The organism is Paenibacillus sp. sptzw28 (assembly GCF_019550795.1).
In the GTDB taxonomy this organism is placed as follows: domain Bacteria; phylum Bacillota; class Bacilli; order Paenibacillales; family Paenibacillaceae; genus Paenibacillus_Z.
Map to the genome: position 1 here is coordinate 4578832 of NZ_CP080545.1, position 25309 is coordinate 4604140.

Genomic DNA, 25309 nt, shown 5'->3' on the forward strand with positions numbered 1-25309 from the left:
GGCAATCTCAAACATAGAAGGCCGGCCCGGCAATATACCGCTCGAAATGAACGCCGTTGACACGGTGAAAGGCTACCCGATTTTCTCCACCCAGACGCGGCCGGAAAAAAAGACGGCGCCGCCGCCCATGTCCGCCAAACGGTCCGGCGTGAGCGCATTGACCGTGTTTTTGCCGTTTGGCGAATCGGCCCACAGCCCTTGGCTGACCACAACGCCAGGCAGAACGTCCTCGCCGACCACTGCCGCCAGCTCGCATTCGCCGCGTTCGTTTGATACGCGGACGAAAGCTCCGTCCGTGATACCGAGCGCCGTCGCATCAGTCGCATTCATATACAGCTTCGGCTGCTTTTCCATGCGAACATGCTTCTCGTTATGCGCGAAAGTCGAATTGAGGAAGTTATGATTCGCCGTCGGAATAAACAAGAACTGACGGTCGCAGTCTCCTGCAAGCGGGGTGTAGGTAGGCAGAGGCGGAAATCCCCTTTTCTCCATCGAATTCGAATACAATTCGATTTTACCGCTCGGTGTCAGCAATTTTCCTGGAAAAAGCGGCTTGGTCGCCGCTTTTACATACTGCTTTTCCTGCAGCGCTTCGTATGTGATACCGGAGATATTCGGGTTGGTCGGATGGTTCAACGCCTGGCGGATCAGATCCTCGTCCGTATCCTGAAACGCCTGCTCCTTGAAGCCCATCGCCGCAGCCAGCAGACGGAACACCTCGACGTTCGGCTTGCTTTCTTCATAAGGTGCGATCACCGGCTGCTGAAGCTGGATGTAGTGATGCCAATATGACCTGTAGAAATCCGTATTTTCAAACGACGAGGTTGCAGGCAGCACGATATCAGCATATCGCGCCGTTTCGGTCAGAAACAGCTCATGAACGACCGTAAATAAGTCTTCCCGGGCAAGCCCTTCCCTTACCTTGTTCACATTCGGGGCCACCAACGCCGGGTTGGAATTGTATACATAAAGCGAACGGATCGGCGGATCCAGTTCGAGCAGGGTGCTTCCGAGCGCATTCATGTTGATGGAACGGGACAGTTTCTCCCGCAAATCCGGCCGCTGCAGTGCGGCTGCATTATGCTGCAGATAGCCGCCGTTGCCTTTAATCGCCCCGCCGCCTTTCTTCAGCCACTGTCCGGTCAGTGCCGGCAGACAGGCAATTGTCCGGACGTTCATACCGCCGTTGTCGTGATGTTGCAGACCGTTGCCGATCCGGATAAACGACGGCGTCGTTTCGCCATACAAGCGGGAAAGCCGGTAAATATCCCGGACAGGCACTCCGGTAATCGCGGACACGGTATCCGGGTCATACTGCCGGACATTCTGCCGGAGCTCTTCATGCCCGACCGTATAATCCTGCAGAAACGCCTCATTCGTCATGTTCTCCGCAAACAGGATGTGCATGATGCCAAGGGCAAGGGCTGCGTCGGTTCCTGGGACGATCGGGATAAACCAGTCCGCCCACCTGCCGGTTCGGTTGCGGTGCACGTCGATGGCGACGATCTTGGCGCCATTCTTGCGCGCCTTCTCCGCGAGCATGACCTGGTGCATATTGGTGCTGACCGCATTCACGCCCCACATGATGATGAGCTTTGCATGGACGGTGTCCTCGGGATCGGTCCCGAAGTTTCCGCCCATCGTAAACTTATATCCTTCCGTACCGGCGGCATCGCAAATGGTGTACAGCAGCTTGCTTGCGCCCAGCCGGTTGAAGAAACGCCTGTCCATCCCTTCCGTTCCGATGCGTCCCATATTGCCGTAGAAGCTGTACGGAAGGATGCTTTCGGGACCGTATGCCTCAATGAGCCGTTTCCAGTTAGCTGTAATCGTATCGATCGCCTCGTCCCAGGTAATCCGTTCAAAACGCCCCTCCCCCTTGCTCCCGACGCGCCGCAGCGGATAGCGGAGCCGTTTCGGATCGTATAACCGCTCCGTCATATGGCGGACCTTGTTGCAGATCGCGCCTTGCGTGACAGGATGGTTCGGATCGCCTTCGACTTTGACGATTCTCCCGCCCTCCTTATGGACGAGCAGCCCGCATTGGTCGGGGCAGTCGAGCGAGCATACGGATCGAAAAACGCCTGACGGCTTGTTTATTGCATGCATAGTGATATCTCCCTTCCATGTAATAAGTTCACTTCTGCCCTGGTGTTGCGGAAAAACAGCAAAGCCGCGCAAATCGCACGACTTTGCTTGTTTTTGCAGGATATCCGCGCTAAAAGTCGCATCAGGAACCAGTTCTCCTTGCTCATGTAATCGTTCGCCAATAACCGAATTCTGAGTTGTTTTGATAAGCTTTTCTAAATAAGCCTCCCGTGGAGATGTGCGGGATATGTAGATTTTCTATGATGACTTTAGCCTGAGTTCTAGGGACTTAGAATAGTTAATCAAAAGCTTCTGGCTCGTCATAGTAGCCCGGCATGAGCATTGGATCGTCTTCCTCAATCCAGTCGGTCAAATTGTCCGATGTCAAGCTGAATTTCACTAACCTCTCTCGTATTCACGAACCCGAGAACCTTAAGCCCGTCCGCGGCAGCCTTGTGGTGAAGTTTTATTGAGCTCTCGTATTCCGTTAGAATTCCTGTGGAACGAATAATTTGGAGTTTGAATAAAAAAGAGTGCCCCTGTACGATGGGAGTACACAACGGGTCTACAGCCCTTAAAATCCCACATCAGGAGGTCACTCTACTATGAAGCTTTAAGGCACAAGATAAGCAAAATCAACTCATTGAAAACATTACCTCAGATCACCTTGTCATCGGTGTAGATATTGCTCAGGAGACTCACGTTGCTAGAGCTGTAAATTTCCGCGGTATTGTCCTGGGTAATCCATTGGAATTCAGTAATGACCAAATCGGGTTCCAATCTCTTAATCGCTGGATCCGCGACTTGATGGCTTCGTACAAGCTAACCAAAATAATTGTCGGTATGGAGCCGACAGGGCACTACTGGCTCAGCCTCGCCCATTGGCTTCAGGACAAAGAGATTGAGGCCGTGCTCGTTAACCCTCACCTAGTCAAAAAGAATAAAGAAAACCGCGATAATACTCGATCTAAAAGCGACAAAAAGGATGCGCTTGTCATTGCAGACATGGTGAAAAACGGCTACTATTCCCCTGTCCGTTTCCATTCCACAGTGTACGAAGAGCTGCGAGTCCTAATGGCAAACCGAGAGACCGTTGTCAAACGGCTTGTAAGTGCCGTCAACCAGATCCATCGCTGGGTCGACATTGTGTTCCCTGAACTTAGACAAGTCTTTAAAATCTTAACTTGCAAAGGTGCATTGACAACTCTTCGGTTGTTTCCCCTCCCCGCCGATCTATGTAACTTAGATCCTTCCGATGTAATTGCGGGATGGAAAAAGTCCATGAAACGCATTCAGGTGTTCGTAGGGCTAAATTGCTCATCAATCTTGCCAAGCGAACCGTTGGTTCTACGCAGGCAACACACGCTTACAAACTCCATCTTGAGCATCTTCTTGAAGAGTATGATTTAGCAAATACACAGCTTCAGAGAATCGAGGCTGAAGCCAGACGTTCTTGGGCGTATTCCCTATGCGAGCAAAATCCTTGCTATTCGGGTGTGAGTGCTACTTCTTTAGCTGGTGTATTGGGCTGGTGTATTGGGTGGGAGTCAGGTGATCTCAGTGGTTATGTTCATGGGAATACCCTACTCCGCCACGCAGGCCTTAATCTGACCGAGGCCAGCTCAGGGAAATGGAAAGGCCAGATGACGCTCAGTAAACGAGGCCGCCCACGCCTTCGACACTTCCTCTACCTAATCACGATGTGCATGGTTATGACTAACAAAGAATTTAGGGCTTTGCATCAACATAACGTAAAGGTTAAAAAGCTTAAAAAAATGAAATCAATCATGAAATTATGCGGAAAGCTGGCCCGCCTTTTAGTCGGTTTGGCACATAGTGAGGAAGCCTACAACCCAGGTAAAGTCTTTATACAGGCAGCTTAAAAAACAGCACTCACGCAAGTTGGCGCATTCGCAGGATTTCAAAGAAAGCACGGAGTATCGGGATACGTTACGCAAAAGGGCGCAGACCCATTCCGTTAGAAAGACCGACCTCCACCCCATAGATAGGTGTAACGAAGGAATGAAAGGGCTATGACCCGCCCCGACATGGGAGCGACAATCGCTAAGGGAACCGTGGAGAATACGTGCAGCATATTGAACGAAATGGGTGAGGCTACCCCCACCTCTATTCCCGCACGCCTTTTATCGGGTCAAAAATAGCAAGCTCTGGCTCTTTTCATTCATCATCGAATCTAAAAGGGATGAAATCCTGCTTGTAATAGCATATATCTTATCGTCTTCAGTAGCAGTTCCCTTATTTACTTTTTCTATTTGTTTTTGCGGATCTGTATTGGTTTGAAGTTCTATAGATTTGAGAGGTCTAAAATCGTACTTACTTTCCTCTTCCCCCTCGAAATTTCCCGATATGATAAAGCCCTTTAATGAATTGCTTAACTGAATCATTACTTTTGTTGGCTCATTATTATTGTTTACAAGGACTTCATCAAAACTAATCCTTGCAAGACTACTTTTATTACCGACTTCCACTAATAAAACACGTTTTTCAAACGATGACCCGCTAACTGCTACTACCAACGGCGGGTTATTTTTCAAATAAACTGAATAAAAGATAAAGAAGACGAAAATAACAATTAGAAAAGAAAGTATTACTCTAATGGATAATTTGATATCAATCACCTCCTTGATAAATTTTACCACATATACGGATTGATACCATGTTGATGTTTATTGTTCTAACTAAGAGTCCACTGAACTAATCTCCCGTTAGCAACGGCTATCGGAGCGGGGATACCACGGCGCGGCAGATGAAGCGGCGAAGAATGGAAGTAATAAGTTGCCAAAAAAATTTTGGGCTTATTGATTGCCATAGTGGCAAAGTTATGCGTAAAGTAACAACAAGTGTAACTTAACGTAATTCTTTGCCAAACAAGAAAAATGGCTGGAATCTCAATGATTTCAGCCATTTTCCTTGTTTAAATTAAGGATATGTTAAATTCTAATGTTGATAATTGACCATAATAAAGCCGCCTTGGTAAAAAGGCGGCTTTATTATGCAATCGTACCCGTCGCTTAATCTATGAGGTTATTATGAATGGATAGCTTTACGAAGGAAGGCTTTGATCAATGGATGAATGATATTTTTCAATGCAGAACGTTCTGGTTGAAATAAGGTCCCAACAAAGAAAGGATGTTGATTAAGCTCCATAATGCGAACTTCACCATCAAGGTCCACTCCAGCAATACGTAATCCAGCATTTTCTAACATAGGGCTAAATTCAGGGTTCAAACCGTAATTACAAATTCCATACTGTTCGATAATCTCATTGGTTCCATAAATATCTATCACTTTTGAACCAGGGGTCAGCTTAAAAGTATGTATCTTTTCACTGACCGAACAAGTGAGAGGAGCAACTAATATCAATGATGCGGAAGGGTTTTCCTCAGCATGATCCGCTTCAGTAAGCCCCATGACATTCCTTGCAAACTCGATAATCATGTGCTGAAAACCACCACATGTACCTAAAAAGGGGATCCGACGCTCACGTGCAAATCGGATACCATTAAGAGCCCCCTCCATACTACAGTAAGGACTGGCAGGAACTACCCATAGTGCTTGATATTTGGAGAGCTTCTGTTCGAAATCTTGGTCCAATGAAGGTGTCGATACCCATTCGTAATTGATTTGGACATTGATATCATTTGCCGCCAATTGGATTGCTCGAGGTATAGCCACATGTGCTACGACTTCCTCATCATAATCACCTATTAATCCGATATTGTACACGCTTACACATCCTCTCTCCACATTTTTACAAAAAAACAACAAAGGGTATTTATAAAGTGGCACTCACTTTAAATCAAGCATTAGTTTCACTAAGATGTCCGTTAGCTTAACATGAATAAGCAGAAAGCCGAAGTTTGGCATTCGTGTCGGTCACAGTAAACAGGCATGATTTGACCTACATATTTTTTTTATTCGATGCGGTATTCTCATATTCCTTGCTGTCTAAGTAACGAAACCAAGCCAAATAATGTTGCAAATATTTAGTTGCAACACCGTTAAAGCGATCCATCCACTTTTTCAAGCGGCTGTGGTAGCTGTTGACGTTTTGGATATGGTACACGCCTTTCACACGTTGTTTTCCGTCGGACTTGAATCGGTAATGAGCTAAGCCTTTAGCATTCGCATAGGAACTGAATGCCCTCCATGAATCAGTGCATAGCACGTTTGAGTCGGATAAATGACCTCCAATCGCATCATCCAATTTCGTTGTACGAATTCGCCCACGTCCAAGAACGCCAGAGTACGTCATTTTCTGACGGTCACGGGCAACCAGTACGCACACTTGATCGTGGCTTATACCACGATATTTAGCTTTACCGCCACGTTTACGTGGCTTGCGATCGGTGATGTTACGTCTACCTTTTTCAGAGAACAAGAAATAAGTCTCGTCCATTTCAACAATATCTTGAAATGCTTCGGTTGGAATCTGTTTTAGAGCAGAGAGAATCTTATGCCGCCAGTAAAACAAGGTGACATGCGTGACTTCATCGTTTAACTGCTCTGCACATTTTCTCAGAGAAAAGCCCTCAATCATGCATTCAATAAAACGAACCCAAATATGAGGTCTTCTCGTTCGTTGCAGAGGGGTGTTTGTAAGGTCATTGAACGTTTGGCGACAGGACTTACAACGGTAACGTTGACGTTTAACATCTCCAATGCGTGTTTTTACAGCGTACTTACCAAATCGCACGACAGAATGGTTTTTGCAATGAGGACAAACAAGCCCATCTTTATGTTTCTGCTCTTGAATCTCATCAATCGCTCGAACTGGAACCGCAACTCCCTTGGTTCGTGACTGCAAAAAGTAGATAAGCTCTCGCTTCCCATTATCGTCCAACGTATCAGCATACTTTTTAAGTTCTTTTAGATCCATAGATAAATCATCTCCGAACAATGGTATTACTCTTATTATAGAACGTTTGTTCGTGATTATCAAATATCAACAACAAGGTTTAACAAAGCCTAAATTAAAGCACTTTAGCTCTATACATCACTTCTGGCAATTAATAGACTGCTTATAATAGCTTCTGGCAAACCAATCCCCATTCACTTTAAAAAGGAGAAAGTATTGCCCAGAGTAGGTCGTCCTCAGTGACTAGGGATTCTAGTACACATCCTGAAAGCGAGCTCTCCTAAAACATTAAACTTTGATGTTTGTAGCCATTCAGAAAATATACGATTTTTTAATAAGCGCAAATCATAGTTGCCGCTGCCATTCCCATCACTTAATGTTGAAAATACCGCCTAAGTAGATGCTGGAACATCAACAACTATGTATCCATTAACCTTGCTATTCTCCGATTTGTAACATACGATAAGATAAGGAAAAGTAGTATTGCTTGTGAATTTGTAGGCATCGTATGCAAAAACTGCTCCAAGTTCCTTGCTGAAATTGCCTTCACGCCACCAATCCCCAATTACCGACCTGGCGTAATCTGTCAAACTCGCCATTCTTGCATATGTTTTGCCAAACCTCCGGGATAGAAACTCCTTGTTGGTTCGCAATATTGTCGTAATTGTATATATCCTCTAACCCAAAAACTTGAAAAGCATCCCGTTTCTCAATTCGATAATTCATCCCTACAACTCCTTTTAATATAATTTGAAAGGAGATGCGAGGATAGGCTTTTAACTGACTTCCGGCATTGCGCGCTGATGAAGGAGTCAATCCATGCAAATTTTGAAATGCTCGCGAAAATGATTCTGCAATCTGTTCATATTCAATATTATTTTCTAAGTTGACTTCAATATATTCAATAGCATGGTTCATACGTTGAAGCCAATCCACGGCGATCCCTCCTTTCAAAAGGAGCATATCATGCGGTAGATCAAGTCGCCTGATATTTCATGCAGCAAAATATCAGATGATTGAAAAGTTCTACTTTGTAATAATTCTTTAATTATTTGAAATCTCCTGCCCGTTGAGCGAAAAGCTGCAACACGTCAGCCCCTTCAGCATTGAACTATCCGGGCCCGTTAGAGCTCATCCATGCATCTCTTATTCTGCACCAGCTTTAGCTTTTTATATGGTTCTCCGCGTAGTCTGTAACGGCAAGTTTTCTCTGTATAATAAAAGGCCGCCAAAATGGCGGGCCTAAAATTAGAATTATGCCTTTCTTCTAACCGGGATCCATACTTCACAAATGGATTCGGTGTGACTGTCATTTGCCCAATAGTACTTCTCCATACACAATCCCTCCACCTGTTCAAAATTTGAAGATGGGAACCATTCCGAATAAATTCGTATCCAGACATTTTGGATTTCTAACCCGATCTCCACGTCATCCGGAATCGATTCTCGACTTTCGAACACCGCATAGCTTTGATTAGGGACATGAAGGGTGATCAGCCCACCTGGGGCTTCTTTTCCTTCCGGCAGCTCGACACCCATCATATAGCGCCTAGTACCATCCTCGCTATAATCAAAGTAATATCCGTTTAACAGAGAACCCACAGGTCTGCCAACAGCCTCGTTAATCCGATCATGCGTGCCATTCTTCCAAATTCCCTCCACGAAAGCCGGTATCTCCGTGAAAGGGTCTTTCTTGATGATGAAGTCCTTGCCGACTACTGTTGAAGCCTTTTCCTCTACTATGCGATAGTTCATTTCGGTTTCCCCTTTAATCTGAATTTGAAAGGAGATTCGGGGAAACGCTTTGAGCTTCACATTCTTTTTCTTTGCCGCAAGCGGCGTTACGCCATGCATCCGTTGAAATGCTTTGGCGAATGCTTCTGGACTCTCATAACTATACTTCAGTGCAATATCGATGACCTTACTATCCGTTCCGGCTAACTCTTCCGCCGCAAGCGTAAGTCGACGGTTTCGTACATATTCGGTAACAGTAAAGCCCGTCAATGCATGGAACATCCGCTGAAAATGATACTTCGATGACATCGCAGCTCTAGCAATATCGTCGATCTCGATGTCCGTGTGCAGATGCTCTTCCACGTAATCAATCGCTTGCCGAAGCAATCGAAGCGCCTCCACTGTTTCTCATCTCCTTTCTTTTTCAGTTTAGAAGAACCGCTGAATGACTTCCTGTTCGAAAGTGCTTCGTTTTGTCTGAAAAACTTGCCGTTAATTATGATAAGGTTCACCGTGCTGTCTGTAACGGCAAGTTTTCAAGGCCATCCTTTGTGGGATGGCCTTTCTTTGATCTCACTTTATTCAACTCGTTCCCAGTTAGCGCAATGTAGTACGATTGGTGCCCGATGAAAAACACATGCTTGTCGCATGGAGTAAAAAAGTTATTTTTTCTTTACTGGTATCCAGATTTCCCCAGTAATGTGCCCTGCCATTCCAAAATACATTTCAAAACTAGGGGCTTCAACCTGTTCGTATTCAGATGTCGGAAACCACTCGGAATATATTCGTTCCCATAGTTTTTGCAAATCACACTGCGGATCCGGGAAAATAGCCCATGTTAATTCCGGGACAGAAAGTTTTGTAAATCTCTCCGGAATTTCAAGTCCTTTTGGTAAATGATAACATATCATGTACTTGAAAGACTCTGCAGTGTGATCATATAAGGCAGCGTGCAATATGGTGTTACTAAAACGTCCCAGTAATTCGTTCATAAGTTCAACGCTGCCATCATCATCACATTTTTGACGGAATTGAGGAACTTCAGAAAATGCTGTTTTCCTGTCCGAATTAATAAGACCATAAACTCCAAACATCTCAAAAGACCCTTTTTGTTCAATTCGGTAATTCATTTCGACATCTCCTTTTATTGAAATGTGAAAGGACATTCGAGGATAGGCTTTTAGAGAAACGCCTTTATCGCGCGCAGATATCGGCATGATCCCATGAAGATTCTTAAACGCCCGTGCAAACGCTTCTGGCGAATCATATCCATATTTCACAGCTACTTCAATAACCTTTGCATCTGTTGTCTGCAGTTCAAATGCTGCCAATGTCAACCGTCGACGTCGAATGTACTCAGATAACGATACTCCAGTAATAAACGGAAACATTCTTTGAAAATGATAAGTAGAGCAACAGGCTCTCTGCGCTATTTCATCAAATGAGATATTGTCCGCTAGATTTGTTTCGATGTATTCCATGGCGTTCTTCATCCTGTCCAACCAATCCATCGTTTTCCCTCCCTTCAATATAAAATTCTATCGCAGATAAAAAAATAAAGCCGTGCATTTCCTGCACGAAAAAGTCAGCATGTCGAAGATGATATAATTCTCCCTCTCTTGGTAGTACTATTGAGCAAATCTGCCCGTTCATCAATAAACCAAAAGAGGAGCTACCACGAAGCAGCTCCTCCACTATCGTGTCCCGTTAACGTAAAAAGCTATTTGACCCAATTTGGTATATGGCAGGCCTGAAATATTTCCCAACCTTTTCTAGCTCATTCATTACGTATCTTATTTTATCTTCATCTTGAAACCAGTTATCTTTTGAAGTCCCTGTTTTATCAACCACTGGGCTTACATAAAAAACTGTCTCTGTTGGAAAAACAAATTGATAAGTTAAAAGTGCTCTTCGAGCGTGATAATTTTTACAGATTAAAACAACCTTTTTTGGGTGAAATCCTTGCTGTTGTAATACTTCCAAAGAGAAACGAGCATTTTCAAAGGTATTAGTTGCCTTATCTTCTTTAAGTATTGATTCTGAAGGTACTCCTAATGACACTCCGACATTTCTTAGAAATTCCCATTCAGTTGTTTCTACATGAGGGGTGGCACCACCAGAAGGTAGGATAAATGGAGCGATACCTTGATGATATAACATTGAAGCTCTATCCATTAATTGAGGATGACTAGCTCCAGGTATTAAAATAACATCTGATTGACCCAGTTCCGTTTCGAAAAACATAAAATCGCTAATACAGTCAAATGGAAAAGACACAGCAAGCACCTCCTTAGCATAAAACCACCAGCCCATTATATATCAAAATAGGCCATATATGTTCTTTCGGTAAAACTAAGAAATCTGCCCGTAAGAGGAGTAAGACTAAAAGCAAGGGTATCGCAATTTATAGAAGCTGGGCAAAGAATGGAAGTAATTAGTTGCCAAAAAAATTCTTGGCTTATTGATTGCCATAGTGGCAAAGTTATGCGTAAAGTAACATCAACTGTAACTTAACATAATTCTTTGCCAAACAAGAAAAATGGCTGGAATCATTGTGATTCCAGCCATTTTTCTTGTTTAAATTAAAGCACTTTCGCTCTATACGTCACTTCTGGCAATTAATAGACTGCTTATAATAACTTCTGGCAAACCAATTCCCATTCACTTTGAAAAGAAGAAAGAATTGACTGGGGTAGGTCGTCCTCAGTGACTCGGGATGCTAGTACATTTCCTAGGACTTACAGGAATGTTCCCTCGGTTTTAAAGGTTTATCTCACGTATGCTCACTCCTTCGCAGGATTTCATCACCTTGTATTGTAACGGTTGGGTGGAATGTAAGCCACATGTACCTTTTCGTCTAGGATTAGGGCATGCGGGAATAGAAGAAACGTCTGGAACATTTCCCCAAGGCCTTTTTCTACTGCACGCATACTCCACAAATCCCTGAAGGTTTACCATCCCACGACTCGACGGGTCTACGCCCTTACATTCCTTCGTTACACCTATCCAAGGTGTGGAGACCGATAGCGTTTAGCGGATGGGTCTATGCCCTTATCGGGTACGTACTCGGTTCTCCGTGCTTTCTTTAGTCGAAATCCTGCGAATGAGTCAATTTACGTGATTTCAATAACGTTTTTTTATGCTGCTTGAGCGTATGAGTGGACTGTTTTTTCAGGAGTAAACGTCTCTCCGCTTTGAACCATACCGATTAGGATTCGAGCTAGTTTTCCAAGCAGTTTAAACACCGATTGTTGCTTGCTCATATGCTTAACCTGCACATTATGTTCATGCAGCTGCCGAAAGACGGGATTGGTCCCTACCATTGTAAGCGTAGCGAGATACAGATATTTTCGTAGTTTGGCATCTCCTCGTTTCGAGATCACGATCTCTCCCTTGCGTTTTCCTGACATGCTTTCGGCTAAGTTTAAGCCGGCTTTCCTCAGTAACTGACGCCCGTGGGCGTACTGTTTCAAGTCACCTGCACCAGACAGAATCGCTGCAATGTAAATCGTTCCTAGACCTTTTACCGAGCGAAGTTGGCTGACCAGAGGTATCTCACCTAGCAAAGTTACAAGTTCTTTTTCGATCTGTTCCAAAATATTGGCAATGCGCTGATACTCCTCTAACAAGCGTTGTAAATCTTGCTTAGCCTCCCTTAGCGCAGTCGTATCTCCCACACTCTGCCTGGCTGTGGAAATTAATTCGGCGGCTTTCTGTATGCCAGTGGAACCGCCAGCTCGCTTCATATATTTTCTCCAAGCTGTAATAACCCCTTCCGTTGATTGGCCATTAAGATCAGACGGAGACGGAAACTCTTTTAGGGTCGCCATTGATCGAGGGCAAGTCCAATCCTTAAAAACGGAAGCATACTCAGGGAAACGAATATCCAGCCAGCGAACAATACGATTCTGCAATCGAACACTATTCGTAACCCAAAATTCTCGATCGCTCATAATGGTGCGTAACCTTTGAAAGTGGGGCGCTTGGCGAGTGTAATCATAGTAATAGCCACGGCTAACAACATCTGCGATCACAAGTGCGTCCTTCGGATCGCTCTTGGAGGGACAGTTGTCACGGTTTTCCTTGTTTCGTTTTGTCGTTGCTGGATTCACCAAAACAACGTGTACTCCTTTCTGGGCGAGCCAATTGGCCAAGTTTGTCCAATAGTGCCCTGTCGGTTCCATGCCGATGATAGGACTTTTTAATCTATGTTTCTGCTGTAAGGCATCCAACCACCGTTGTAATTTTTCGAATCCTTCCTGTGTGTTCTTAAACGAAAGATGCCGATTAGAAAGGACGATTCCTCGGAAGTTTGTGGCTTGTGCAACATGGGTTTCCTTTGCCATGTCAATTCCCACAACAAGATGAGAAGTGGTAATTCGTTCAATACGTTGATTTTGCCCGTCCGATTGCTTAAACTTCATACTAAGAGCGCCTCCTTGATGGTGTTGGGTTTCGAACCCGTGGACAAACCCATCATACCGAGGCGCTCCTTTTTTGACAAAGTCCATTTCTTAGGACTAACAGGAATGTTTAGCGGAGCGAGTGATGTAGGTATAATGCTTGTACCGATACTGATGGCCTTTTCTAGGAGTTATCAATCGAACCATTGGAGAACTAATACCCCCTAATTGTAAAGACGGAAAGCTCATCGTAATCTCTATGCTGTCTTATCATTATTTTTATCGGGCATATATTTGTACCCAAGCTGGCCAGTAACCCAGGCTAACTGCCAATTGACGCGACTGAAGGTTACTTACTTCAGTTGAATAATACGGGAGTATTCCTTGATTTAGGATAGCCTCTGTTAAGGTACCAACTATTGCTTTTCCGATCCCTAAACCTTGATATTCCGGTAAGACATCCACACCTACTTGCCACATTAGCTCACAATCTCCAGATGCTCCAGCCATACCGACAATCTTACCGTCACATTCGGCTATCGTGGCCAACATATCAGGTCGGGGAGTGTCAGCTCGATATGATAACGCATGTCTAAAGTTCAAGTGTTCATAAAGCTCTACCACATTATTTCGAGTATATGTTGATACTTTGATACCCTGTGGAATATAAAACTCTACAAGATCATCGACCGAACAAATATATTTCTGATCAGGTCCGGCAATAAATTGATTATCCTTTTTTACGTATTCTTCTAATTTAGAAACTGTTTGAATGGAAAAAACTTGCCCACGTCTAAGGTTTTCAAGAGTATGTTCTACCCATTCTATTCGTTCTTGATTACAAGAGACGATTACTCCTTTTCCCATCGTCACGATACTTAAAGATTTTTCACGTACCGGAAAACGAAAACGCCCCTCCCTTATTTCAGCTTTATTAACCGAAACCTTGTCAGAAAGGAAATCAGTTTCACTGCAAGCGAGATCGGCTGCTAACACAGTACTTACAGTTTGTAAGGCTGCTTTTCTGGCAGACGCAATCATGACACACCCCGTTTCGCATGCTTATCAGATCGATCACGAAATATTGCTTCTTACGGTATTCCTAATAACACCGCCCGATAAAGTCATATTTTTCAAAATTAAATATTATAACCCATACGATTCGGCAAACTGCTGAGCAATCCTGCCCGTTCGGAGTAAGGCTGCCGATCCAATTTGCGCCAGCAGCCTTCTCCTGATGTTTATTGAGCTATATTATTCGTTTCGATTAGTCATATTGTTCATCTAAATTGCTTGCGATTATTAGTTCGTTTGCCTTGCGCTTATTAATAGTCCTAGAATCATATTCTAAATTGTTTCGTGTTATTAAAGCTATCTGCGATTGGGTAGCAGGTTGAGCTTCAATTAGCTCTAAAAAGTTTAGTCTACCTATTCGCTCACCTACAACATCATCTTCGCATAGTTCGATGACTTCGTACATGGCATTTATGGCTTTTTCATAGTTAAGGTTTTGTGCAGTCGCTGAGTCTGTACTAAGTAAGAACCGTTCAGAAAATTTCTTGATTAGCGGAATGTATTTTTCTAGAGGGTATTCATTACTTGGGTCATATGCTGTGAAGCCTGCGAAAAAGTCAATGTACAAGTTTGTGTAACTGCTAAGCAGGTTCTCAATATTCTCAGGAGGATTAAAGACATTGGCATGACCAAATATAAATACGGTTTCTGGAAATGCGCGAAGCGCTTCTTCCAACTTTATTATGGGCTCTCCGAAGGGTGGGTCAATATGGAGCAGGATCGGTACTTTATAAATTGCGCAAAGTTCATATATGGCAGGCAAATTACCATCCATAGGGTGAGTGGATTTCCATTGTAATTGTGATGTTAGCGGAGAATATGTGGAAGCGGCAACAGTCTCTCCGATGCCATAGTAACCTTTCTCAAGTTTGGCTTTGATGATGGCGACTCCGTCTTTATCATACATAGGGAATCCGGAGAAGAAAGGATAAAACTTATCGGGATATTTTGTGTAAGCATCCCATGAGCGCTTGTCGCTCTCCATCGCGGCAGGTTCAGAAATGGCACCAAAAAGTACAGTTTTATCAATGTTATACTTTTCCCATATCTCAATCGAGCCTTTATCGGCATAATAATCTGCATCATGGTTATGTACATCAATAAGCCTTAGATGCTTGTACTTATTAAACAAGTCTGGTCGCAATGTTCTCACGATTCCCCCGCCCTTACCGTACAATAATGTCTTTTATCATTACTTAAAAAAATCCATATTTTCACTCTAACAGATACCTCTAAACAATCAAGGGAAACGTTGTTTTATAGTTAAAAAAATCATCGCTTTCTCTGAGCTATCCTCCCGTTCGTATATGAGAAAAGGCTGCCGGTTCATCGGCAGCCTGCGTCATGACGCTATCGTGCCAGTTAGCCACCCATGCCCCTCTCGGGGCACCACAAAGTAATGAAAATTTTGATGCGGCGTTTTATACTATTCTTACGGCTGGTGAGGAAGGTCGTTACGCTATGGTGTCGCGAACCCATCCGTTAGTCTGACTACGACGATCACGGTGCACCACGGTATGTCGCTCCTTTTGGGAAGCACGCGGGGTAGAGTAATCCTTTTCTGGTTGTTGCACCAGTCCTCAATTTCAATTGCCGTAGAAAGGTGAATGTTATGGATGTCCTAATCGAGCGCGCTTGCGGCTTGGATGTTCACAAGAAGTCCATCACCGCTTGCGTCATGACTCCCGAAGGAAAGGAGATTAAGACGTTTCGTACGCACACGGTTTTCCTGCTCGATTTGATCGACTGGATCAAGCAGCATCGCTGTACGCATGTGGCCATGGAGAGTACCGGTGTTTACTGGAAACCGATCGTCAACCTGCTTGAAGCCGATGAGATTCAATTCCTCGTCGTCAACGCACAGCACATTAAAGCCGTTCCGGGCAGGAAGACGGATGTGAAGGATGCGGAGTGGATTTGTAACTTACTTCGTCACGGACTGCTTAAACCTAGCTATATTCCTGATCGTAACCAACGAGAGCTTCGTGAATTAGTCCGTTACCGTCGAAGCTTGATTCAGGAAAAGTCTCGCGAACATAACCGAGTCCAGAAGGTCCTGGAAGGCGCCAATATTAAGCTCGCTGCGGTTGTCTCCGACATTATGGGAGTGAGCAGCCGCGACATGATGAGTGCCATGATCGAGGGAGAAGAAGATCCGCAAAAGCTGGCAGCCTTCGCACGGCGAACACTCAAGAAAAAGAAAGAAGAGCTGGAATTGGCCCTGCGTGGTAACATGAGTGCCCACCAGCGGATCATGTTGAAAACCATGCTCACTCACGTCGATTTTCTGAATGAGCAGATTCTCGAACTGGATATGGAGGTAGCCAAAAGGCTCGACCCTTTTCAGCAAGACATTGAGCGGCTGGATACGATTCCAGGGTTCGGCCGGCGTACCGCAGAACAAATCTTAGCCGAAGTTGGGACCGATGTCGGTTCGCGCTTCCCCTCCGCCCCTCATCTCTGCTCGTGGGTGGGCCTAGTTCCAGGGCAGAACGAAAGTGCCGGCAAACGAAAATCCTCGAAAACACGCAAAGGCAACAAATATCTCCGCGCGGCACTGATTGAAGTCGCCCACTCCGTAAGCAGATCCGACAATTACCTGGGAGCTCAGTACCGACGCATCGCAGCCCGAAAAGGCAAACACCGAGCAGCCGTAGCTGTCGCACACTCCATCATGACGATTACTTACCATCTCCTCACACGTAAAGAGGATTACAAAGATTTAGGCAGCCATTACTTTGAGCACCGACAGCAAGAAGCGATCATGAAACAAGCGGTTCGAAGGCTCGAGAATCTTGGCTTTCAGGTCGCTCTCTCCACTCCGGAGGCCTCATAACCGCTTAGGCTCCAAATATCTTAAGAAGCACAGTTTTTTTAAAACCATTAAAACTGGGCTTAGTTTCGTATTGCCATTTTGGACCTGTGCTAAGGGTAATTTTCGGGGTAGCGGAGCGAAGCTAAGTAGTAAAAAGCTTACCTTAAATCCCTCTTATCAATTAAATGCGTTGGAATTTTTAAAACTACCTTCCCTATCAACCTTTCTTTATCCACGAAAGGGGTAGGCCACGAATGAGAATCGAAACTCTCATTACGGTTGTCGCCTAAAAAAAAGTATTTGTTTTCGGGGACAGTAATCGGACTAAATTCATACCGAATTGGCTCGTTTAAGTAAGTTTCGGATACTTTTACACCATTACGAATCAGTGCCCCGTTCTTAATTTCAATCACATCACCAGGAGTTCCTATGAGTCTTTTTACATACCTTTCATTAACCTTCTCGGTTATAGGTGGATAAAATACAACAATATCACCAAACTGATAATCATCCATCCATATTATTTTCTCAACAATTAATCGGTCATTAATTTGAATGGTTGGAAGCATCGAACCAGTCGGAACAATCATAGCTTCTGCGACAAATGTTCTAATAGTCAACGACGCAACGATTGCAATTAGAAAGCTTATTCCCCAACTTTTAATTATTTTCATGAATTGAACTCTCCTCTCCATTTTATTAACGCGATTATTAAATGAAATTGGTTGCATTAACTTTTCCTTTATACGCTTCCTAAGGTTCGAAAGTTACGCTGTTTTCCCTCATTTCATTTGCAGCAAATAACGTTACGGACTAATTCCATTAATCTGCCAGTTAGCGAAATCCCCGTTTCAGAATAGTTAATTAATTGTAGTACATCTTTCTATATTGGCCGTATTGTTTAAGCAACTGTTCATGTGTACCCTCTTCGGTGATCTGGCCTTGATCCATGACAATGATGCGTTGAGCCAACCAACGCGATTTGAGAATACCATTCATTCGCAGATAGGTCATGAAGCGACGTACTGTTACAATAAATATTTCCCGACGTAGGCTCAAGTAATTTCGATAGGAGCTTTAATAGTGTTGTTTTCCCGGAACCGCTTCTGCCAATGATGGCAGTCAGTTCACCTCTGTTAGCCGTCATATTGATATTGTTTAACACAGAAGGCCCCTTTTTATAGGCGTAGTAAATATGCGACAGATGAAGAGATACACCTTGCTCATGATGAAACACAATATCTGCACGTTCTTCCTTATGTTCTTTACTCGAATCCAAAAGACTCTGGAAACGGCCGGTATGTGAAATTGAGGAAATCAACTCATTCCAGATCCCTGCGATTGAACGTATAGGTCCTGTTAATTTACCGCTTGCAACCATAAATGCAGTAAGTCCTCCTATGTTCAGGCTTCCCTGCAAAACCTGATAGCCGCCGAAGCCGAGAATAAACAGCATCCCTCCAAACATTAAGGCTCGATTCGCATAGTCGAACACACCATCATAAGCGGCAATGACAAGATCTCGCTTTCGTACATGATCCAACTTCTCCCTATATTTGCTTGAAAAGTAGGCTCTTAACGATAGAGCGCGTACACTGTGCCCACCCTGAATCGCATCTTGCAAAAACTCACCGCTGTGTGCACCCTCGCAATTTCTCAAATCATGCTGATTTCTTAGGCGACCTGTAAGCGGATAGGTCAAAACAGGGAATGCTAAGGCAAAGCAGAGCATTCCAATCGTAAGCGTCATATTCAACCAACTGAAATAAGTAAACGCCACACCCAACTGAACAATATTCGTGAAGAAAAGTGGAAATTTATCGTTTAGCCCCCTTTGTGCTTCAGCTACCGAATCAGTAATTCTGCCATATAGATCGGAGCTATGGTATTCCGCTAGTTCGGACATTTTCTTGGTCGAGACTAAATGAAGCAGTCGCATTTGCAACCGAGTCGTTGACCGATTATAAAATGTGGCCTTCAACCAGGAAATCGCGATATTGTTTGCAAATTGCAAGACGATTGCAGCCAAGCCAACGAACAATCCGCTATAAATAAGTGCAGGAACCTTGTCAGAAGCACCTGTTATGATTCTGCGAGTAGCCTCCATAATGCCAAGTCCGATGACCGTTGAGAGCAATGAAGCAAAAATGATAAGCAAATACCAGCCCATGTACGGTTTGGACAGAGAAAGCAAGCGAATGAATGTCCGAAAGGTTGAATTGGAGATGACAGTGTTCATAAAAACATACTCCTTAGTGAATTGAATTTGATTTAGGATCTTTGACATAATGGAGTGGTTTGGTGCCCGTGGCGATGAGGCACCCCATATATGTCATACTAATAAAAGCAGCGCAAAGATTATATATAATAAAAAAGTATAAAAAATGTTATATACAAATAGAGCCACATCGGATGGAATCCGACGTGACTCTTGAGCATTTATTTTTTGGAGTAAACGATCTTTTTAATACTATAGGAAGAAAGAAAAAATCGCTCCGATAGCTGCTCCATCGTTTCACCAACAGAAAATCTATGGCGGATCTCCTGATTTCTTTGGCGTAAATCGCTTCTGATACCAGTATCTTCTCCCCATTTCTTACGTAAACCTTTCGGTTTAGGGACGTACACCATTTCACCGTGCACATACTTTTGTATTTCTTTCAGCAATTCTTCTGGTAATATATGGTTATTTTTAACATATTTCATTATAGCCCTGCTCCTTAAAATTATAGAATCTTTAAGGGAGCAAAGTCATTACTATAAACAACCGATTACCATGCAGCGTTAAGGCGGAATCCTATCTCTGCTCTATACAAACAACCGCCGTTGTTCATAGTAAAAACTTTGCATAGAGCTAATCGCTAAATCTCTCTTATATCTTGTCATCGTGCCCTTCCCCCTTTCGCTAAACGGTCCATGTCCATTATTGGTAATATCATTATTAAATTCGATAGGCATAGCCTTATTCGGGTCGTGCAGCGATACGTCCTTCCGCGTCTTTTTTAATGACCGAAGGTGCATAAGTATTTCGTTCTCAATACAGCGGGCGGCGAATGTCGCCAGCTTGGTTCCTTTATTCGGCTGAAAACTCTCGATTGCTTTGATAAGGCCGATTGTGCCGATAGAGATTAGGTCCTCCAGATCTTCACCTGTATTATCGAATTTCTTGACATTGTGAACACAACCCGATGTAATTTGTAACACTTCCACTTATGATGAGTTTTTTCAAAGCACTTATAATGGCCTAAAATAAAAAAGGAGCTTTCCGCGTTCACGACTGTGACTACGCGACAGAATGACTTGCCTCGAAAAAGTAGACACAGAGAAAGCCTCAGTGACACCAATTAGACTAATGCTTACAGCTCATCCCCGACCTTGAATGGAGGGATATAATCGTTGGAGGAATGCGTTCTTCGACGGTTGTAGAATAATTCGATATATTCAAATACAGCCTTCTTAGCCTCATCACGCGTCTTGAACGAATAATCATTGAGCCATTCCATTTTGAGCTTGCCCCAAAAGGATTCCATCGGGGAATTGTCATAACAATACGACTGTCCATTGCCCAACCCACGAGTTTACGCCCATGTAGATCCAGCACGCCAGCGAGATACAACCAGCCTTCAGCTGTCGCGATAACGGTGCCGTCATTCATGAATGAATCGGCACCGTTACCGTATATCAAATTCGATCGGAGCTGCTTGCTTTTTCTTGCCGAAGCGTACACCCATCTGCATCGTTTTCCTGGACGATGACGGCTATGGCGTTCCCATCCCCTTCGAAATCGGCGAGCTTGATCGTTTGCACTCTGCCGTCCGTCAATTCGACGCGAAGCTCGTCGGCGGAGGCCGCCACAGCCTTTGCTATTTTGGAACTCTGTTCATAAGGTTCGATTACGGATATGAAGCGAGCGCTCTTCCCGGCAGCGCGAGCACTGAGCATTTTCCGGCGGGACGTTTCGTCACCAAGGGGGTAGTCGCCGCCTATGGAAGCGACGAAGCGAACCGCCTTTAAGCCCGTCAAGTCAACGGTGATGACGCCTTCCCGCTCCAGGTCCGCAGGATTGGCCGGAATCGCCCGTTCAAAGCGTTTGGCCGCAAGCTTAACGGGACCGCCGTAATAATCGAGACCAATTCCATGGCCCTGGTCGGTATTTTCATATTGGAGCGGCAAATCGGCCAAATAGCGGATTCCGCCGCCCTCCGTGATGATATGGGGATCTCCCCAGAAAATCGTCTTCTCCGATTTCTTCGGAAAGCCGTGTTCGCCATCCACCGCATCTGTCTTCACCCGCAACGTAAGCGTCTGCACGCCTTCAACCGGCAGCTCCAGATCGTCTCTCCCCAATATCCAGGCTCCGAACTTCCCGTCCGCGAGATGATGGCCGTCGCCAGTGACCGCATAATGAAGCTGCTTTTCCACGACGAAATATTCCGGGTCCGTTCCCACGGCCATCTCTACTTGGGGCGGCCATACCGTATAATGATCAATGTTCAGCGGGCCGTCCTCGTTCCATGCCGTCCGGTTCGCCCGGTTGTCATAATCCGCTCCGAAGCCCATCTTGAATTGGGCCTTGACCGTGCTGGACATATCGTACCACTCACAGTCGGTTATGAATTGGGCGCTGCCGAGAGGGTCCGGGTTGAATTGCTCCGTGTGCCCTTTATACCGCTTCTCCTCCGCCTCCAAACTGACCAATCCCTTGCAGTGGAACAGGCTGTCATAAACGTGCTCTCGTTCCCCGCTTACATAGTCGAACAAGACGACATAATCGTCGGTCACTACGGTCATCCGCCGCTGCAGAACCGGCTCAGTAAAATCCGTACGCTGCGAATACTCCGGCGTCCGGTCCGGGATAGGCACATACCTGCCCTCATTCCAGCTGCGCTCCGCAAACGTCTTATTTCCGTTTACTCTCCAACCGCCATACGGAGTGTGACCACCGTGCTTTATTTTCAACGGCGCATGCCTGGAACAACGGACCGCTGTGAAACAGCAGCCTTCGCCCTTCCGCCGGATCCTGGAGCTTCTGGTCCACGACCACCATATTGTGGGCAATGGAATTCTGCACGTAAAACTTATACATAAACGTATGGTAGCTGTACCAGATGCTTTCCGGATTATAGAAACTCTTCCCATAGCGCATGATGGACAGCAGGCCGCACCGGTCATAGTGGCCGTGGGCCCCGCCGTGGGTGCCATATTTTACAACGGCCTGAATTTGCTCCCGCGGAACCCTTCCCTCGGTCTGTGAACGAAGTATGGCTAACCCTGCATTGTCTGTGAACGCGGAAGATAGATACGCCTTGGATTCACTTGGCTTAAGATCGGGAACCGCATACAGCAGATCGCGTTCCGCAAGGCTGCAGGTCAGGAGAACGTCGGCATATTCCGGTTTGTGGTACAGGTAGTAAGCAAGATCGTAGCGCGGTTCCATATACAAGTCGATCGAAACACCGGGGAGCTTGGACTCGGCAGAATCGTTGAAGCCGAACAGCACACCCCGATAATCGGCGAAAGGCAGCAGGCTGTCCCAAAGCTGCGTAATCGAACGGTAATTGCTTCGGCTCGGTCCCCAAATATCGAGACAAAGCCCGTCGATCACAGGCTTTCCGCCCGGCGTAACCTGTTCGTAATAATGAGCCGGCACCCATAGATCGGCCAGATTGATGCCCCAGGGCCTGCAGCTTTGCACAATCTCGGTGAACAATCCCGCAACCAGCAGGTTGTAGCCCACCGAGCATTCATACCACCATCCGTCGTCCAGGGTGCCCTTGGCCAGAAGGTCGGTAAATCCCCCTGTTCCATAAAGAAAGCGACTCATCCTCTCATAATCCTGCAGCGTCTGGCTACAGGCCAATGCGCCGACGAGTTCCACAAGCGTCCAGTTCGATATATTTCCTATGCTCAGTGCCCAATCGATCAACTTGATAAACAGGCGGAAGCTGATCTCCACATGTTCATGGTCGGCCTTCGACAGAAACTCCGAATCATAGAGCAAATCATACACAACCGCCGCCTGCCTGAACAATCCGCCTTCGTGAACGAGCTCCTGATGGCTTGCACGCCGCATTGCGGGATACCCTCGTTCTGGGTCGCACAGCCGCCGGAGGAAAAGCGCCGCCTTCTCCCCCGCATCCCGTCTGCCTGTCAGCTTCCAAACGATGGCCGCCGTCATCGCCTCGCCGGAGTGGCGCGTCTCAAACAGATACGGACCGTCATGCAGGTCCGGAACCGTCCTGTTGTCCACTCGCCGCTCGTACATGGCGAGTCGCTCGCGTACCCATTCGTGATCGCGTATCTTGCTTCGGACTTCCTCCCACTCGGGTTCCGTCATCTTCACATAAGGGTGCGGCAGGGCGCGAAGCGTAATCAGCATGAGCTCGTCGGCGGCATCGCCCTGTCCGCCAGGAACCGCAATAATTCGCTGGATCTCATGCCCTCCTGGGGCGATCTTCTCTGGAACCTTCACGCTGATTCGTATTTGTCGGGATTCCCATGGCGCGAGGATAACGACGGAGGGATCCAACTGGACGGCCATTGTTTCCCATCCATAGTTCACGCATGTGAAGTTGACGGGCTGCCGGCGGTTCGTACAATTGCTGACACTAACCTCGTATTGGGCTATCTCTCCTCCCGGTGCCGCTTTGGAACGAACCAGGGCGCTAATATGAACCGCCTTCCTCCGCCTCAGCTCTATTCGTAGAAGGGAAATGGGCTCCTTCGAGCCACCGCTCTTCCATTCTCCGGACAATCGAAAGGAGCGGACATATTTCCACTTGCCTGACAACGATTTTTTATCGTCAAACTGTGTCAATTGGAACGTGACCGTTTGTCTGCCGCTTCCGGCAACCAGACAGTTCGCCGTAGCAAACGTCTCTTCCTCTGGCATCGGACTCTTGTTCAAGAGCAAACCGGCTTCTGCCGTGAGCTCCAGCAAACCGTCCGCCGGCATATCGACTTCGATCTCCAAAAAACGCCAATCCCTCAGATCGACGCTTAAATCGTTTTTCTCCTCAAATCCGTGCATATACCAATTATTCGGCTCGCGCACTCCCGGAAATTGAAACGTCATGCTTCCGCCGGGAGAGAAATGAACATCCTTCCCATTTGCTGCCTTTGGTTCCGAATAACCATTGCGCTCCATGTCCCACTGCAGAAGGTCGATGGAGACCAATTGCTTTCCCATATGTACACCTTCCCTGAAAGTCTCGAAAAGGAAGAGGGCATGCCCCCCGGTTTTACCCTTCGAGATTATTTGCCACCGGCATCGACATACGCTTGATCGCCATCATAAATCTCCTTACTTTTCGGAACGCTTTAACCGAATCACATTCCATGAGAACTTGGGCAGAACGGCTGTCAGCATTCCACAATCCAGACTGCTTGTTCCATAATTGTGAGGAACGGCCTTTTCGGGTTCCTGTTCAGTATTCCGGGCTTTAGGATCATCATTTTGATAAACGATGTGCTCATATAGAGAGTATCCTTCGAAGCCTCTTACATCACATTCGAGACGCATGTGGTCCTGAAGATCGCGATTGACGGCAAAAACCGTTAACTCTCCAGTTTCCTCATTATGAACAACCGTTGATTCCAGATAAGGAATATCCGTAAAATCAATACTGTCATATTTGGGAGAGGAAACGGCAGCATTCAATACCGTACCACGGCCGAATACAGAGGCGTGAAGATAAGGATAGAAAATGGTTTGACGCCAAACGCCGCCTCCCGTTGCAGTCATAATCGGAGCAATCACGTTTACGAGCTGCGCCAGGCAGGCGATCTTGACCCGATCCGCATGCTTTAGCATGGCGATCAGCATACAACCGACAAGAATAGCGTCTTCAAATGTGTAAATATCTTCCAATTGTGGCGGAGCAATTTGCCACGGAGCCATCTTTTTATCTGCTTCATTGGAGTGATACCATACATTCCATTCATCGAACGAAATATTTATCGTTTTCTTGCTTCGTTTCTTTGCCTTCACATAATCGCAGGTGGAGATGACCGATTTGATGAAAGCCTCCATGTTGAGGGACAGGGCTACATAGTTGGCCGTATCATTGGCACGGTTTCCATAATATTGATGCACGAGATATAATCAACCTGATCGTAGGTATGGTCCAGCACGGTGGCCTCCCAATCCGGATAAGTAGGCATCTTGCTGTGCGAGCTTCCGCATACAACGAGCTCCAGGTTAGGATCCACCCAACGCATCGCTTTCGCAGCTTCAGCGGCCAGCCTTCCATATTCCGTCGCTGTCTTATGGCCGATCTGCCATCCGAATCTCCGGTCAAGCTGTGCTTGATAACG

General features: G+C 45.7%; 16 protein-coding genes and 6 pseudogenes. 2 read left to right on the forward strand and 20 right to left on the reverse strand.

Annotation, left to right across the window (positions count from 1 at the left end; all coding sequences use genetic code 11):
* Positions 1 to 72 precede the first annotated feature (72 nt).
* Together KZ483_RS21005 and KZ483_RS29185 are read right to left on the reverse strand one after the other, a co-directional pair.
* Positions 73 to 2109 carry a molybdopterin oxidoreductase family protein gene (locus KZ483_RS21005; protein ID WP_220349488.1) on the reverse strand — a complete coding sequence of 679 codons (2037 nt, stop codon included), beginning with the start codon at positions 2107 to 2109 and terminating at the stop codon, positions 73 to 75.
* A gap of 142 nt (positions 2110 to 2251) precedes the next feature.
* Positions 2252 to 2356 (reverse strand): annotated as a pseudogene (locus tag KZ483_RS29185) (hypothetical protein); the annotation flags it as partial.
* A 374-nt stretch (positions 2357 to 2730) separates the two neighbouring features.
* On the opposite strand from KZ483_RS29185, the pseudogene KZ483_RS29190 reads away from it, so the two are divergent.
* Positions 2731 to 3971, forward strand: a pseudogene (locus tag KZ483_RS29190) (IS110 family transposase).
* A gap of 261 nt (positions 3972 to 4232) precedes the next feature.
* Here KZ483_RS29190 and KZ483_RS21020 read toward each other — a convergent pair.
* From KZ483_RS21020 to KZ483_RS21065, 10 genes and pseudogenes are all read right to left on the reverse strand, one after another.
* A complete protein-coding gene (locus KZ483_RS21020) occupies positions 4233 to 4727 on the reverse strand; it encodes a hypothetical protein (RefSeq protein ID WP_220349489.1) in 495 nt (164 codons plus the stop codon).
* Between the two features lie 409 nt (positions 4728 to 5136).
* Complete coding sequence (locus KZ483_RS21025) at positions 5137 to 5835, reverse strand: CTP synthase C-terminal region-related (seleno)protein (RefSeq protein WP_220349490.1); 699 nt, start codon at positions 5833 to 5835, stop codon at positions 5137 to 5139.
* Positions 5836 to 5941: 106 nt separating this feature from the next.
* Positions 5942 to 6988 (reverse strand): annotated as a pseudogene (locus KZ483_RS21030) (IS1595 family transposase).
* Between the two features lie 525 nt (positions 6989 to 7513).
* Positions 7514 to 7903: a hypothetical protein gene (locus tag KZ483_RS28715; protein WP_258881359.1), complete on the reverse strand. Its 390-nt coding sequence runs from the start codon at positions 7901 to 7903 to the stop codon at positions 7514 to 7516.
* A gap of 318 nt (positions 7904 to 8221) precedes the next feature.
* The gene (locus tag KZ483_RS21040; protein WP_220349491.1) at positions 8222 to 9103 is read right to left on the reverse strand and encodes an AraC family transcriptional regulator; all 882 of its coding nucleotides are present in this window, start codon (positions 9101 to 9103) and stop codon (positions 8222 to 8224) included.
* A gap of 260 nt (positions 9104 to 9363) precedes the next feature.
* Positions 9364 to 10212, reverse strand: coding sequence for an AraC family transcriptional regulator (locus tag KZ483_RS21045; RefSeq protein ID WP_220349492.1), 849 nt, complete (start codon positions 10210 to 10212; stop codon positions 9364 to 9366).
* Between the two features lie 196 nt (positions 10213 to 10408).
* On the reverse strand, positions 10409 to 10978 hold the full coding sequence (locus KZ483_RS21050; protein WP_220349493.1) for a YdcF family protein: 570 nt from the start codon (positions 10976 to 10978) through the stop codon (positions 10409 to 10411).
* Positions 10979 to 11838: 860 nt separating this feature from the next.
* Entirely contained in the window at positions 11839 to 13125 is a 1287-nt protein-coding gene (locus KZ483_RS21055; protein WP_220349494.1) for an IS110 family RNA-guided transposase, read from the reverse strand.
* 258 nt (positions 13126 to 13383) lie between these two features.
* Positions 13384 to 14145, reverse strand: coding sequence for a GNAT family N-acetyltransferase (locus KZ483_RS21060; protein ID WP_220349495.1), 762 nt, complete (start codon positions 14143 to 14145; stop codon positions 13384 to 13386).
* 226 nt (positions 14146 to 14371) lie between these two features.
* Positions 14372 to 15331 (reverse strand): amidohydrolase family protein, encoded by a 960-nt coding sequence (locus tag KZ483_RS21065; protein WP_220349496.1) that lies wholly within the window; start codon positions 15329 to 15331, stop codon positions 14372 to 14374.
* Positions 15332 to 15790: 459 nt separating this feature from the next.
* Between KZ483_RS21065 and KZ483_RS21070 the strand changes: the two genes are divergently transcribed.
* The gene (locus KZ483_RS21070; RefSeq protein ID WP_220349497.1) at positions 15791 to 17014 is read left to right on the forward strand and encodes an IS110 family RNA-guided transposase; all 1224 of its coding nucleotides are present in this window, start codon (positions 15791 to 15793) and stop codon (positions 17012 to 17014) included.
* Between the two features lie 137 nt (positions 17015 to 17151).
* Here the strand turns inward: KZ483_RS21070 and lepB are convergent, their stop codons facing one another.
* The 8 genes and pseudogenes from lepB to KZ483_RS21110 all read right to left on the reverse strand — a co-directional run.
* On the reverse strand, positions 17152 to 17667 hold the full coding sequence (lepB, locus tag KZ483_RS21075; protein WP_220349498.1) for a signal peptidase I: 516 nt from the start codon (positions 17665 to 17667) through the stop codon (positions 17152 to 17154).
* A gap of 239 nt (positions 17668 to 17906) precedes the next feature.
* Positions 17907 to 19232: an ABC transporter transmembrane domain-containing protein gene (locus KZ483_RS21080; RefSeq protein WP_220349499.1), complete on the reverse strand. Its 1326-nt coding sequence runs from the start codon at positions 19230 to 19232 to the stop codon at positions 17907 to 17909.
* A gap of 200 nt (positions 19233 to 19432) precedes the next feature.
* Entirely contained in the window at positions 19433 to 19699 is a 267-nt protein-coding gene (locus KZ483_RS21085; protein WP_220349500.1) for a CD3324 family protein, read from the reverse strand.
* A 261-nt stretch (positions 19700 to 19960) separates the two neighbouring features.
* Positions 19961 to 20203: pseudogene (locus tag KZ483_RS21090) on the reverse strand (sigma factor); the annotation flags it as partial.
* 146 nt (positions 20204 to 20349) lie between these two features.
* A pseudogene (locus KZ483_RS29195) lies at positions 20350 to 20541 on the reverse strand (IS3 family transposase); the annotation flags it as partial.
* A 133-nt stretch (positions 20542 to 20674) separates the two neighbouring features.
* Complete coding sequence (locus tag KZ483_RS21100; protein ID WP_220349502.1) at positions 20675 to 21952, reverse strand: hypothetical protein; 1278 nt, start codon at positions 21950 to 21952, stop codon at positions 20675 to 20677.
* Positions 21894 to 24182, reverse strand: coding sequence for a COG1470 family protein (locus KZ483_RS21105; protein ID WP_220349503.1), 2289 nt, complete (start codon positions 24180 to 24182; stop codon positions 21894 to 21896). The genes KZ483_RS21100 and KZ483_RS21105 overlap by 59 nt, the downstream gene beginning before the upstream one ends.
* Before the next feature lie 114 nt (positions 24183 to 24296).
* Positions 24297 to 25276: pseudogene (locus tag KZ483_RS21110) on the reverse strand (alpha-L-arabinofuranosidase C-terminal domain-containing protein); the annotation flags it as partial.
* Positions 25277 to 25309 lie beyond the last annotated feature (33 nt).

Coding starts and splice junctions, on each gene's coding strand:
- KZ483_RS21005 (WP_220349488.1), bottom strand. CDS start 2,109: ATGCATGCAATAAACAAGCCGTCAGGCGTTTTTCGATCCGTATGCTCG.
- KZ483_RS21045 (WP_220349492.1), bottom strand. CDS start 10,212: ATGGATTGGTTGGACAGGATGAAGAACGCCATGGAATACATCGAAACA.
- KZ483_RS21055 (WP_220349494.1), bottom strand. CDS start 13,125: ATGAAGTTTAAGCAATCGGACGGGCAAAATCAACGTATTGAACGAATT.
- KZ483_RS21060 (WP_220349495.1), bottom strand. CDS start 14,145: ATGATTGCGTCTGCCAGAAAAGCAGCCTTACAAACTGTAAGTACTGTG.
- KZ483_RS21070 (WP_220349497.1), top strand. CDS start 15,791: ATGGATGTCCTAATCGAGCGCGCTTGCGGCTTGGATGTTCACAAGAAG.
- lepB (WP_220349498.1), bottom strand. CDS start 17,667: ATGAAAATAATTAAAAGTTGGGGAATAAGCTTTCTAATTGCAATCGTT.
- KZ483_RS21080 (WP_220349499.1), bottom strand. CDS start 19,232: ATGAACACTGTCATCTCCAATTCAACCTTTCGGACATTCATTCGCTTG.
- KZ483_RS21085 (WP_220349500.1), bottom strand. CDS start 19,699: ATGAAATATGTTAAAAATAACCATATATTACCAGAAGAATTGCTGAAA.
- KZ483_RS21105 (WP_220349503.1), bottom strand. CDS start 24,182: ATGGGAAAGCAATTGGTCTCCATCGACCTTCTGCAGTGGGACATGGAG.